The sequence below is a fragment of the Agrobacterium sp. CNPSo 3708 genome (assembly GCF_028674915.1).
Classification (GTDB): Bacteria; Pseudomonadota; Alphaproteobacteria; order Rhizobiales; family Rhizobiaceae; genus Agrobacterium; species Agrobacterium cavarae.
Genome location: NZ_JAQZSF010000011.1, coordinates 17,018 through 30,219 on the forward strand (window position 1 = coordinate 17,018; position 13,202 = coordinate 30,219).

Consider the following 13,202-nt stretch of genomic DNA (forward strand, 5'->3'; position numbering starts at 1 on the left):
CGCATTTATAAAGCGTCACAAAAGGAATACCCGCACTCATGAGCATGTTTCAATCGGATCAGGATTCGTCTGATAACGGAGCGGGGCCAAGTGTGCCCGATTCCGGACGAGCGGTCATCACCCGGAAATTGAGAGAACTATACGACGCTGTCCAGGATGAAGGTATCCCGGACAAGTTCCTCGACCTTCTCGAAAAGCTTGACGAGGCTGAGCGCAGATCGAAAGCTTCGGGTGAATGATGACACAAGACGTGGAAAAAGACGGCCACAACTTTAAACGCGAAATGCTGGCGGCCCTGCCGAACCTGCGCGCATTCGCTATATCCCTCATTCGCTCTCGCGATCGCGCTGACGATCTTGTCCAGGACACGATCATGAAAGCCTGGGCTAAGCAGGAAAGCTATCAACCTGGCACGAATATGCGTGCATGGCTGGTGACCATCCTGCGAAACGAGTTCTACAGCCAGATCCGCAAATCCGGCCGTGAGGTTCAGGACACAGACGGCGCATATACCTCGCGCCTGTCCGTCCCGCCCGAACAGCATGGCTCGGTCGACCTCCACGATTTCCGCCAGGCGCTTGAAAAATTGCCAGACGATCAGCGTGAAGCCATTTTGCTGATCGGTGCTTCCGGCTTTGCCTATGAAGAAGCTGCAGAGATCTGCGGTTGCCCTGTCGGCACGATCAAGAGCCGTGTCAGCCGTGCGCGAATGCGTCTGCAAGAACTTCTCGGCATCGAAAACGAAAACGAGTTCGGTCCCGACGCCCAGACCACGGCAGTCACTGCTGCAATGGGTCTTCGCTGATCGCGTTTAATAATGTGACGGGTGGCCCACTGACGCTGCCCGTCACATCCCTGTATCCTTGACAGACTCCATGACGACAAAGGTCGATGTGTTTGCGACCGAAGGCAGGCTCGAGATTTTCTCGCCAAGCACCCGTCGATATTTGCGGATGTCTGTCGTTCTTACTTTCAGCAGGTAGTCGAACGCGCCGGCGATCATGTGGCACTCCTCCACCTCCTTGATCTTGCGCACCGCTGCATTGAACTCATCCAACGCCTTCTCTCTCGTATCGGAAAGCTTGACCTCGGTGAAAGCGATGTGCTCGAGCCCAAGCTTCGCTGCATTGAGCGACGCCCGGAAACCCAGAATATAGCCCTCATCGACAAGCCGCTTCAGGCGGGTCTGGCAGGGCGTCTTCGAAAGCCCCACGCGCCGCGACAATTCCAGCACGGACATTCGCCCGTCCCCGCTGAGCGCTTCCATGATCCTCATATCGAAGTGATCCAGATCGCCTGTTTCTTGCGCCTTCATCATCCAATTTTCCTGCAAAACTCGAAAATAAAAGTTCGTTTTCCCTTTTCTACCCTTAAAATAAGGCCATAGCAATTTCGCCGGTGGTGTTATTCTGTGAACCAATATGGGGAAGGCAAAACGCTACCTCATCTTTTCACGAATCCAATCGAGGGCCGATCCGATGGCGGGAACTGCATCCACCGTTGCACTGACTGAAGCGACAACGCCAGTTGGCATTTTTGACCGTTTCGCACCGCAGGTCCGAGAACAGAGCGCGCTCCGCCAGGCGATCACCGCGGCCTATCGCCGCTCTGAACCGGAATGCCTTGCACCCCTTCTCGACGCGGCGAGCGTCAGCGACAGCGAAGCCCAGACGATCAAAGCAACGGCTCGCCGACTGATCGAGGCGCTGCGCGCGAAAGCCAAGGGTACAGGCGTCGAGGGATTGGTGCAGGAATATTCCCTCTCCAGCCAGGAAGGCGTGGCGCTGATGTGCCTTGCCGAAGCGCTGTTGCGCATTCCCGACACGGCGACACGCGATGCGCTGATCCGCGACAAGATCGCCACCGGCGATTGGAAATCGCATCTCGGCGGCGGTCGGTCGCTTTTCGTCAATGCCGCGACCTGGGGCCTCGTCATCACCGGCAAGCTGACCTCGACTGTCAACGACAGGGGCCTGTCTGCCGCGCTGACAAAGCTGATCTCCCGTGCCGGAGAGCCGGTCATTCGTCGCGGCGTCGATATGGCAATGCGCATGATGGGCGAGCAGTTCGTCACCGGCCAGACCATTGAGGAAGCCATCAGCCGCTCGCGGCCACTCGAAGCCAAGGGCTTCCAGTATTCCTATGATATGCTGGGCGAAGCGGCGACGACTGCCAAGGACGCCGAGCGCTACTACCGCGATTACGAACAGGCAATCCACGCCATCGGCAAGGCGTCCGCCGGGCGTGGCGTTTATGGTGGGCCTGGCATTTCCATCAAGCTCTCTGCGCTCCATCCCCGCTATTCCCGTTCGCAAGCCGAGCGGGTGATGGCGGAACTTCTGCCGCGCGTAAGGGCGCTGATGGTTTTGGCGAAGAGCTATGACATCGGCCTCAACATCGACGCGGAAGAAGCCGATCGGCTGGAGATTTCGCTCGATCTGCTGGAATCACTGGCGCTCGACGCAGATCTTGGCAACTGGTCCGGCCTTGGCTTCGTCGTTCAGGCCTATGGCCGCCGCTGCCCCTTCGTCCTCGACTACATTATCGATCTCGCGCGCCGCTCCAACCGCCGCATTATGGTGCGGCTGGTGAAGGGTGCTTACTGGGACGCCGAGGTCAAGCGCGCGCAACTCGACGGTTTGGAAGACTTCCCAGTCTTCACCCGCAAGGTTCATACCGATGTGTCCTATATCGCCTGCGCCCGAAAGCTGTTGGCTGCGCGGGACGTCATCTTCCCGCAGTTTGCCACCCATAATGCGCAGTCGATGGCGACGATCTATCATCTCGCTGGCCCAAACTTCAAAATCGGCGACTATGAGTTTCAGTGCCTGCATGGCATGGGCGAACCACTTTACAGCGAAGTCGTCGGCAAGCAGAACCTTGACCGCCCATGCCGTTTCTATGCGCCTGTCGGGACGCACGAAACGCTCCTGGCCTACCTCGTTCGTCGTTTGCTGGAAAATGGCGCCAACTCTTCCTTCGTCAACCGCATTGCCGATCCGAATGTGCCAGTCGAATCTCTGCTGGAAGACCCGGTCGCCGTGGTAAGGGCAATGCCGGTCCCCGGCGCGCAGCATGACAAGATCGCCAAGCCTGAAACGCTTTATGGCGCAAGGGTGAACTCCAGCGGCCTGGACCTTGCCAATGAGGATGCGCTCGCCGCACTGAGCACGGCGCTTTCGGCAAGCGTTACCATGGAGTGGAAGGCTGCTGCCCCCAACGCCTCCGGAGAGACGCGCCCGGTGAGAAACCCCGGCGACAACGACGACATCGTTGGCTATGTGACAGAACCGACGCAGGAGGATGTCGCCAGGGCGCTGGCCGCCGCAGCATCCTCATCATGGCCGCAGTCCAGCACCGAGACGCGCGCCTACTGCCTAGAAAAGGCAGCGGACCTCATGCAAGCACGAATGCCAACCCTTCTTGGCCTCATCATGCGCGAAGCCGGGAAATCGGCTCCCAACGCTATCGCGGAGGTGCGCGAAGCCATCGACTTCCTGCGCTACTACGCGGCGGAAGCACGCAGCACATTCGGCCTGCTGCAACAGCCACTCGGACCGATCGTCTGCATCAGCCCATGGAACTTCCCGCTTGCGATCTTCATCGGCCAGGTTGCAGCGGCCCTCGTTGCCGGTAACCCCGTATTGGCGAAACCGGCGGAAGAAACGCCGCTGATCGCAGCCGAAGGCGTGAGACTTCTGCACGAAGCCGGGGTTCCTGCCGACGCGGTTCAGCTTCTGCCAGGTGCAGGCCAGACCGGCGCCCAACTCGTCGCGGCTCCGCAGACAGCCGGCGTGATGTTCACCGGCTCCACCGAAGTGGCGCGCCTGATCCAGAAGCAGCTTGCCGAGCGCGTTTCGAGCGACGGACGTACCATTCCGCTGATTGCCGAGACCGGTGGCCAGAATGCCATGATCGTCGACTCCTCGGCGCTTGCCGAACAGGTGGTGGCGGACGTGATCGCTTCGGCTTTCGACAGCGCCGGCCAGCGCTGCTCGGCGCTTCGCGTTCTCTGCCTGCAGGACGATGTGGCTGACCGGACGCTGACGATGCTGAAGGGCGCGCTCCATGAGTTGCGCATCGGCCGCACGGATCAGCTCTCGGTCGATGTCGGCCCGGTGATCAGCGCGGAAGCCAAGGACAATATCGAAAAGCACATAGAAGCCATGCGCGGCCTCGGCAACACGATCGAGCAGATTTCGCTCGCCGGTGACAGTCAGAATGGCACCTTCGTGCCGCCAACCATCATAGAGCTGAAGTCGCTTGCCGACCTGAAGCGCGAGGTCTTCGGCCCTGTCCTGCATGTCATCCGCTTCAAGCGCGAAAAGCTCGATCGGCTGATCGACGATATCAACGCAACGGGTTACGGCTTGACCTTTGGTCTACACACGCGCCTTGATGCGACGATCGCGCATGTTCTGTCACGGGTGAAGGCGGGCAATCTCTATGTCAACCGCAACATCATCGGCGCAGTCGTTGGGGTTCAGCCCTTCGGCGGCCGCGGCCTTTCCGGCACAGGCCCCAAGGCAGGCGGGCCGCTCTATCTCGGCAGGCTGACACGTGTTGCTCCGCTGGTGGAGCGCGCTGCGCAGCATAAGGACCAGGCGGTTATCGATCTGGCCCAATGGCTGGATGGCAAGAACGAAACGCAGGCGGCGGAAGTGGCAAGAACCTCCGCGCAGTCGTCCGCGCTCGGCTTCGAGACGGAGCTTGCCGGTCCGGTTGGCGAGCGCAATATTTACGCGCTTCATCCGCGCGGCAAAGTCTTGCTGGCGCCGGTCTCCACGCACGGTCTTTATCGCCAGCTAGCGGCGGCACTTGCCACCGGCAACACCGTCGTCATCGACAAGGACAGCGGTCTGGAAGACGCTCTGGCAACCGCGCCGGCTTCGGTCAAAACACGCCTGTCCTGGAGCGCCGACTGGCAGGCCGCTGGACCCTTCGCTGGCGCGCTGGTGGAAGGGGACGCGGATCGCGTTCGCGCCGTCAACAGCCGGATCGCCACGCTGGAAGGCCCGCTCGTGCTGGTTCAGGCCGCATCGATGGAAGAGGTTCAGGGCGTAACCCAGCCCTACAATCTCAACTGGCTGCTTGAGGAAGTGTCGGTCAGCGTCAACACGACGGCTGCCGGCGGCAATGCCAGCCTGATGTCGATTGGCTGAACGAAAAAGGCTGGCAGGAAAATTCTCTGCCAGCCTTTCGACTCTTCGTGTTAGTCGCGCGACTTTACTCGATGTCGAACGACACACCCTGCGCCAGAGGCAGCGCCTTGGAGTAGTTCACCGTATTGGTGGCCCGGCGCATATAGGCCTTCCACGAGTCCGAACCGGATTCACGGCCGCCGCCAGTTTCCTTTTCACCGCCGAATGCACCGCCGATTTCGGCACCGGAGGTGCCGATATTGACGTTGGCGATGCCGCAATCCGAGCCATCGGCAGCGAGGAAACGTTCGGCTTCCTGCAGGTCTTTCGTGAAGATGGACGAGGAGAGACCGGCCGCGACGGCGTTATGCTCTTCGATCGCAGAATCGAGATCGGAATACTTCATCAAATAGAGGATCGGCGCGAAGGTTTCTTCCAGAACCGGGCCGACCTGCTTTGGCATTTCGACGAGTGCGGGCTTTACGTAATAGCCATTGGCAGACCCTGTATCGACGCGCTCGCCGCCGGCGACCACACCGCCATGCGCCTTAGCCTCTTCGAGTGCCTTCTGCATGCCATCGAATGCCGCCTTATCGACCAGCGGGCCAACGAGGGCAGACGTTTCAAGCGGATTGCCTACGGAGACGGAAGCATAGGCTTTCTTCAGACGCGGCACCAGTTGATCATAGACGCTGTCATGGACGAAGAGGCGGCGCAGCGTCGTGCAGCGCTGGCCCGCCGTTCCCATGGCACCGAAGGCAATGGCGCGCAGCGCCATGTCGAGGTCAGCCGATGGGCAGACGATACCAGCATTGTTGCCGCCAAGCTCGAGGATCGCACGTGCAAAGCGCTTGGCAAGACGCGGACCGACATCGCGACCCATGCGTGTGGAGCCTGTGGCCGAGACCAGCGGGACCTTCGGATGATCGACCAAAGCTTCCCCCACGGCGCGATCGCCGATCAAAAGCTGGCTGAGACCTTCCGGCGCATCACCAAAGCGGGCGACCGCGCGTTCGAAAATACCTTGCACGGCAAGCGCCGTCAGCGGCGTCTTTTCCGACGGCTTCCAGACGACAGAGTTGCCGCAAACGATGGCAAGCGCTGCATTCCAGGACCAGACGGCAACGGGGAAGTTAAAGGCGGAAATGACGCCGACGACGCCGAGCGGATGCCAGGTTTCCATCATGCGGTGGCCGGGGCGTTCCGTCGCAATCGTCAGGCCGTAAAGTTGGCGGGACAGGCCGACAGCGAAATCGCAGATGTCGATCATCTCCTGAACTTCGCCGAGGCCTTCGGACGGGATCTTGCCGGCTTCGAGCGAGACGAGGCGACCGAGATCGGTCTTGAAGGCGCGCAGTTCTTCACCGAGAAGCCGGATCAACTCGCCACGCCGCGGCGCGGGAACCAGGCGCCAGGCGCGGAACGCGGTATCCGCCTTCTCGACGATACCTGTGACCTCTGCAGGGGAAACCGTCTTGAGGCTCGCGACCTGCTCGCCCGTCACGGGGCTGAAGGAGGCCATGTCGCCACCCTGATAGAGATCGGACGAGACGCCCATCTTGGACAGAAGCGCGGCTGCTTCCTTCACGACATCGACTTTGGCTGCGGACATATTCTGGCTCCTGACGATTTTCGCCACCTGTTGTTCCGGCACGCGGGAGATGGCTCGAGGCAGTGGGTCGGGTGCGAACCACCCATTTCATTCTCTTTCCAGATCATATACGTCTGGAACCACCCATTTCAAATGAGGAAAGCGGGTGGGTTGATGCGAGGCAGGAATGGATACGCGCAGACGACTGGTTCCCGATATCGTCACGCTGCAGGCGTTTGAATGTGCTGCACGGCATGGAAACTTTACCCGGGCGGCGGAAGAATTGAACCTGACGCAAAGTGCGGTCAGCCGGCAGATCAGCGACCTCGAGGCACAGACCGGCATGCTTCTCTTCGAGCGCATCAGACGGCGGGTCGTGCTCTCCGATGCGGGCCGCAAGTTCCTGCCCGACGTGCAGAAGCTCTTGCACCAGTCCGAGCAGTTGATGGTTCGCGCTGTCACGGCGGGCACTTCCAGCGCCTCGCTCTCCATAGCCACATTGCCCACCTTCGGCAGTCGCTGGCTGACCCCTCGCCTGCATAAATTCATGGCGCTCCACCCGGAAACGGTTCTGACCGTCGGATCGCGATCCCAGCCTTTCGATTTCGACGAAGAAAGTTTCGATATCGCAATCCATTACGGACAGCCGGTCTGGGCGCGCGGCACCTGCACCTTCCTCTGCAACGAGGTCATCGTCCCGGTCGCAAGCCCGTCGCTACTCGCGAAACACACGCCCGAGACCCATGCAGACCTCTTGTCCAAGCCTCTGTTGCACGTCACCACCCGCCCAAAACTCTGGACCGATTGGTTCGAGATGAACGGCATCGGGTCGGAGGGCGCATATCGCGGTAGCCGCTTTGACCAATTCTCGATGTTGATCGAAGCGACCATTAGCGGGCTTGGCTTCGCGCTTCTGCCGAGATATCTGATCGAGGCCGAGCTGGTTTCAGGCCAGTTGGCCGTCCTGTTCGATGTGCCGCTCGCGACAGACAAGAGTTACCACATCGCTCTTCCGGAGGGGCGGCAGGACAATGTACTGGCGCAAGCGTTTCAAACCTGGCTTCTGGAGCAGGTTGGCAAGCCGCTGTAGTGCCTAGATATCTTCCAAGCCGACATCGTTACAGGCGATTGCGGAAAAACGGATTCCAGCGCACGGTCCCAAGCCGGATCTTTTCACGCATCATCGTGAGCAGCCCGGCACTGGCGATCACGATCAGGCCAAACACCGCAAGCGTGTCCGGATACTCGGCGAAGAAGAAAGCGCCGATCCCCACGGCCCAGAGGATCTGCGAATAATGCGACGGCGCAATCTGGCTGGCAGGCGCGATCTTCGTCGCCGTCAGCAACGTGATCTGGCCGACCGCCGTGCAAATGCCGATGATGATAAAGGCGCCGACCTGATGCAATGTCGGAACGTGAAAATGCGGAATCGCCAAAATCCCGTTGAAGGTGAGGCCGTAAACGAGCAGCACACCCATGATCGAGGTGCGCTTTTCACGACCGGCAAGCGAACGCAAAATGACGATCGTCATCGCCGCCAGAAGAGCGACACCGACTGCCGCCAGGTGACCGAGTTCCAGAGCCTTGAACCCCGGTCGCACGACAAGGAACACGCCGACGATACCGGCAAAAACCGCAGACCAGCGCCAGAGCCCGATGTCTTCCTTCAGCACCACTGCGGAGAGGATGGTGACAAACAGCGGGGACAGAAAGATCAGCGCATAGGCCTCTGCCAAGGGCAGCGTCGTGAAGGCGTAGATGCCGAGAATACCGGCGAGCAGGCCTGAGATTGCGCGCCCATGCACCGCGAAAGGCCGGCTCATGCGCCAGAATTCGCGCCACCGTTCTTCCCGTGGCTTGGTGAAGAAGATGATGGCGGCAGACGACAGGATGCTGAAGAAGCCGATCTCGAACACCGAAACCTGGTGACCAAGCGACTTGATCGTGGCGTCTCCCCAGGAAAAGCTGGCGTAAGCGAGCAGTCCGAGAAGAAAACCTTTTTGCATGACGAACAATCCAGACGGTAACGTGCAAAGATACGGCAGAGCCGGTCTGCGATCGCGGCTGAAGCGCGTCAGATCATGATGATTGGTGGCTCCTCGATACAAGGGCTACGCCTCATGCTCTACACTCACAAGGCGAAAATACACAAAAGCGGTACCACTGACATTTCAGCAACGGTTGGGGTTTTGGTGGGAGATCAAGCCAGTTCGGGGTCGATGGTGAAGAGTTCATGTGCTCTCGCAAAGCCGCGCAGGGCGTATCGCCCGAGCGACACCATCAGCGCCTGCATCTCTTCAGGGCAAGTGGCGACGAAATCCCGCGACATCACCGTATCGCGATCAACCGAACCGCACAGACCTCCAATGCGGCTGACCATGTTGACTGCCGGGCCGACCACGGTGAAATCGAGGCGGCCTCGGCTGCCGATATTGCCATAAAAAACCTCACCGACATGGAGACCGAGATAGACATCTGTCGTCGGAAGGTCTTTCGCGTGACGCTCATGGTTCAAAACGGAAAGACGCGTCCGCATCGTCATTTCCGCGGCAAGTGCCGCAGCACAATCATCCTGGCGGTTGCCACTTCGGAAGATCGCCAGAACGCCATCGCCGATCAGCTTCAGCACGCTGCCGCCATGCGCATGGATCGCATCGATGACGAGACCGGCGTAATCATTAAGAAACGGGATGATCTGGTCCGGCTTGGCGCGATCGGAAATGCCGGTGAAATCCCGAAGATCGGAAAACCAGAGGACCGCTTCGATCCGCTCGACTTCGCCTCTTGTGATCGTGCCACTCATCACCTTGCGTCCGGCATCACGGCCAAGATAGACATCCGTGATCGTTTCGATGATGCGCATGCAGCAGGCCGTTTTAACGGCCAGTGCCAGTGTTGGCAGCAGCATGCGCAATGCAGCCAACTCATCGTCATGAAAGCCCTCCGGCTGCCGGGTGAGCCAGCGGGAATAAAAGGCACTCATTTCCCCGATGCTACCACGCTCCGTAAAACGATGGATGGACGCGATGTAGTCGGTATGGCCCGCATTGCGCAGTTCATCCAGCTTGTAAAAGCTCGCCTGCTCATTGAGGAACAATCGCTGCCGGATCTCCTCCGCATTCTCTTTCAGAAGGTGAAAGAAGACGGAGCTCTCCCAGGCCTCACGCGCCGTACCCTCGTCGGTGAAATCATAGACACTGGATGAATTGACCGTATCGCGGCTGTCCCACTGGAAGGCATGCCCCTCGAAATCCGGGTGGAGCGTGTCCATCAGGACCAAAGCCGAGGAAATGGAGATGCCAGCCGCGTTGCAGCGTTCGCAAAAGCCCGCCAGCAGCTCCTCTTCCGGCGTGCCCTCGTAGCCCTGTCGAGACAGCCAGAACGCAATGTCCTGGAGAGTGTTGGGTTGGGTCATGAAGTTCCTGCGGCAAGAAGGCGTTACTGATAGTAAAGGGAGAATAGCTTGAAGAGCCGTTTGGTTTTATTCGGTACAAAAAAATTTTACTATTCTCGTTGAAATCCGTTTGTGTGCTTGTGAATGCAGAGGAAGGCAGATAAATAGCAATTTTAGAGACAATATTAAGTCGCTGAGTGGCTTTACCGCCCAGCCTGGAAAAAGGTTGTTTAATGCGTATTGTGATGATTGGATCAGGTTACGTCGGCTTGGTTTCTGGCGCCTGCTTTGCTGATTTCGGCCATGACGTGATCTGCGTCGACAAGATGCCGGAAAAGATCGACGCGTTGAAGAACGGGCAAATCCCGATTTTTGAGCCTGGTCTCGATGTCATTGTTTCCACCAATGCCAAGGCCGGCCGGCTGAGCTTCACCACTGATCTGAAAACGGCTGTTGCAGATGCGGATGTTGTTTTCATCGCCGTCGGCACGCCATCGCGCCGCGGTGACGGCCATGCCGATCTCGGCTATGTCTACGCGGCAGCAAAGGAAATCGCAGCAGCCATCACCGGCTTTACCGTCATCGTCACCAAGTCCACCGTGCCTGTCGGCACAGGTGACGAGGTGGAGCGCATCATCCGTGAGGAAAACCCGACTGCGGATTTTGCCGTCGTTTCCAACCCGGAGTTTCTGCGCGAAGGTGCGGCAATCGACGACTTCAAGCGTCCCGACCGTATCGTTGTTGGCCTCTCCGACGAGCGCGCACGTCCGGTGATGACGGAAGTGTACCGTCCACTCTATCTCAACCAGTCGCCACTTCTCTTCACAACCCGGCGCACCTCCGAACTGATCAAGTATGCCGCCAATGCCTTCCTGGCGATGAAGATTACCTTCATCAACGAGATCGCCGACCTCTGCGAAAAGGTAGGGGGCGATGTGCAGGACGTGTCGCGCGGCATTGGCCTCGATGGCCGCATCGGCTCGAAATTCCTTCACGCGGGGCCGGGTTACGGCGGCTCCTGTTTTCCCAAGGATACGCTGGCACTTGCCAAGACCGCGCAGGACTATGACAGCCCGGTTCGTCTGATCGAGGCAACGATTTCTGTGAACGACAACCGCAAGCGCGCCATGGGCCGCAAAGTCATCGCCGCCGCTGGCGGGGATATCCGCGGCAAGAAGGTGGCCGTTCTCGGATTGACCTTCAAGCCGAACACCGACGACATGCGCGACAGCCCGGCGATTACCGTCATCCAGACATTGCAGGATGCCGGCGCGAAAGTTACAGCCTATGACCCGGAAGGCATGGCGAATGCCAAGCCTTTGATCGAGGGTATCGATTATGCGCAGGGGCCTTATGAGGCGGCGCAGGATGCCGAAGCGCTGGTGATCGTGACCGAATGGAACCAGTTCCGCGCGCTCGATCTCGCCCGTCTCAAAAGCACCATGAAGAGCCCTGTCCTCGTTGACCTGCGCAACATCTACCGCGCCGACGAAGTCACAGCCCATGGCTTCTCCTATTCGAGCATCGGCCGCTCGGAACAGTAACGGAAGGTCTGCACACCCATGCGTTATCTGATTACCGGCACGGCAGGTTTCATCGGCTTTCATCTCGCCAAGCGATTGCTGGACGATGGTCACTTCGTCGTCGGCTTCGACGGGATGACGCAATATTACGATGTGGCGCTGAAGGAAAAACGGCACGCGATCCTCTCCCGCTCAAACGGCTTCAAAGCGCAGATCGGCATGCTGGAAGATGCCGATGCGCTGAACCGCGCTGCCGATCTCGCCGAGCCGGAGGTGATCATCCATCTCGCGGCGCAGGCGGGCGTTCGCTACAGCATCGAGTGCCCCAAAGACTACGTGAATTCGAACCTCATCGGCTCCTGGAATATTCTGGAGCTGGCAAAAAATCTCCAGCCAAAGCATCTTCTGCTCGCCTCGACGTCCTCGATCTACGGCTCGAATGAGAAAGTGCCCTTTGCCGAGAGCGACCGCGCCGACGAGCCGATGACGATCTATGCGGCCACCAAGAAATCAATGGAGCTGATGGCGCATAGCTACGCGCATCTCCACAAAGTACCGACGACCGCTTTCCGCTTCTTCACGGTCTATGGTCCCTTTGGTCGTCCCGACATGGCGCTGTTCAAGTTCGTCGATGCCATCCTCAAGGGTCAGCCGATCGATATCTACGGCGAAGGCATGATGAGCCGTGACTTCACCTATATCGACGATCTGGTGGAAGGCATCATCCGCCTCAGCCACATTGCGCCTTCCGAAGACAATCGCGTCACCGAAGAGGGTGTGACCGATACGCTGTCGAAGCACGCACCGTTCCGTGTGGTCAATATTGGCGGTGGCCAACCGGTCGAATTGATGCGCTTCGTCGAAACGGTGGAGACGGTCCTTGGCCAGAAGGCCATCCGCAACATGCTACCAATGCAACAGGGCGACGTCCCGCGCACCTATGCCTCACCTGATCTGTTGCGTGCACTCACGAACTACGCGCCGGAAACGCCCGTCGAAACAGGCGTCCAGCGTTTCGTCGAATGGTACCGGGGCTGGCGCAACGGAACTGTCTAAGACCCTGAGGTCTTAGATATTACACTTCGGTCCCTTCACCGTCACGGCCTTGCAACAAGCCAATCACGGCTGCGCAGTTCGGATCGCCCTTATCCAGCAGTTGCGCCGGTGACGTCCAACCGAAGGTAAAACCGACAACGGTGGCGACCGCCCATGCCGGGTCTTCGCCGGCGCGGTTCAGAAGCTGCGGCGCCTGGCTGGCAACGCAACGCTGCGATTGCTGGATGATCTCAGTAGACGCATTTGCACGATCGAGCTGTTCGCGCATTTCCGCCTGAAGCGGATCGACGACAAACAGCGTGATGAACCATGCGGCGATATCGGAAAGCATGAGGGGCCTCTGCAGCCTCGGCGTGATGTCGGAAAAGGTCCGACATCGTGAAAGCGCCGAGACTTTCACCAGAGGGGCCCGGACCAGCGGGTTGAGGCAGATGTAGGAAGAGCGCCTACCGCTTCAAGACCATCGGTCACACTTTCCGACAGAGATGCTGCGGAAA

11 protein-coding genes are annotated in these 13,202 nt (G+C 59.2%); 6 read left to right on the forward strand and 5 right to left on the reverse strand.

The features are described from left to right. Positions 1-38 precede the first annotated feature (38 nt). Both PVA19_RS20780 and PVA19_RS20785 read left to right on the forward strand, forming a co-directional pair. On the forward strand, positions 39-239 hold the full coding sequence (locus PVA19_RS20780; protein WP_062427731.1) for a NepR family anti-sigma factor: 201 nt from the start codon (positions 39-41) through the stop codon (positions 237-239). Then, complete coding sequence (locus tag PVA19_RS20785) at positions 239-805, forward strand: sigma-70 family RNA polymerase sigma factor (RefSeq protein ID WP_062427769.1); 567 nt, start codon at positions 239-241, stop codon at positions 803-805. The genes PVA19_RS20780 and PVA19_RS20785 overlap by 1 nt, the downstream gene beginning before the upstream one ends. Before the next feature lie 42 nt (positions 806-847). On the opposite strand, the gene PVA19_RS20790 is transcribed toward PVA19_RS20785, so the two are convergent. Beyond that, positions 848-1,318, reverse strand: coding sequence for an Lrp/AsnC family transcriptional regulator (locus tag PVA19_RS20790; RefSeq protein WP_274104043.1), 471 nt, complete (start codon positions 1,316-1,318; stop codon positions 848-850). A 160-nt stretch (positions 1,319-1,478) separates the two neighbouring features. Between PVA19_RS20790 and putA the strand changes: the two genes are divergently transcribed. Next, the gene (putA, locus tag PVA19_RS20795) at positions 1,479-5,162 is read left to right on the forward strand and encodes a trifunctional transcriptional regulator/proline dehydrogenase/L-glutamate gamma-semialdehyde dehydrogenase (RefSeq protein WP_274104044.1); all 3,684 of its coding nucleotides are present in this window, start codon (positions 1,479-1,481) and stop codon (positions 5,160-5,162) included. 64 nt (positions 5,163-5,226) lie between these two features. Here putA and amaB read toward each other — a convergent pair whose 3' ends face one another. Next, positions 5,227-6,753: an L-piperidine-6-carboxylate dehydrogenase gene (amaB, locus tag PVA19_RS20800; RefSeq protein WP_274104045.1), complete on the reverse strand. Its 1,527-nt coding sequence runs from the start codon at positions 6,751-6,753 to the stop codon at positions 5,227-5,229. Between the two features lie 166 nt (positions 6,754-6,919). Here amaB and PVA19_RS20805 point away from each other — a divergent pair, with 166 nt between their 5' ends. Further along, positions 6,920-7,822, forward strand: a complete 903-nt coding sequence (locus tag PVA19_RS20805) for a LysR family transcriptional regulator (RefSeq protein WP_274104046.1) — start codon at positions 6,920-6,922, stop codon at positions 7,820-7,822. 28 nt (positions 7,823-7,850) lie between these two features. Here the strand turns inward: PVA19_RS20805 and PVA19_RS20810 are convergent, their stop codons facing one another. After that, positions 7,851-8,738, reverse strand: a complete 888-nt coding sequence (locus PVA19_RS20810) for a DMT family transporter (RefSeq protein ID WP_062439147.1) — start codon at positions 8,736-8,738, stop codon at positions 7,851-7,853. Between the two features lie 194 nt (positions 8,739-8,932). After that, positions 8,933-10,147: an adenylate/guanylate cyclase domain-containing protein gene (locus PVA19_RS20815; RefSeq protein ID WP_274104047.1), complete on the reverse strand. Its 1,215-nt coding sequence runs from the start codon at positions 10,145-10,147 to the stop codon at positions 8,933-8,935. A 212-nt stretch (positions 10,148-10,359) separates the two neighbouring features. Between PVA19_RS20815 and PVA19_RS20820 the strand changes: the two genes are divergently transcribed. Both PVA19_RS20820 and PVA19_RS20825 read left to right on the forward strand, forming a co-directional pair. Then, positions 10,360-11,670, forward strand: a complete 1,311-nt coding sequence (locus PVA19_RS20820) for a UDP-glucose dehydrogenase family protein (RefSeq protein ID WP_062427726.1) — start codon at positions 10,360-10,362, stop codon at positions 11,668-11,670. An 18-nt stretch (positions 11,671-11,688) separates the two neighbouring features. Further along, positions 11,689-12,705 (forward strand): NAD-dependent epimerase, encoded by a 1,017-nt coding sequence (locus PVA19_RS20825; RefSeq protein ID WP_112956917.1) that lies wholly within the window; start codon positions 11,689-11,691, stop codon positions 12,703-12,705. A gap of 19 nt (positions 12,706-12,724) precedes the next feature. On the opposite strand, the gene PVA19_RS20830 is transcribed toward PVA19_RS20825, so the two are convergent. Further along, positions 12,725-13,036, reverse strand: a complete 312-nt coding sequence (locus PVA19_RS20830) for a hypothetical protein (RefSeq protein WP_062427724.1) — start codon at positions 13,034-13,036, stop codon at positions 12,725-12,727. Positions 13,037-13,202: the final 166 nt, after the last annotated feature.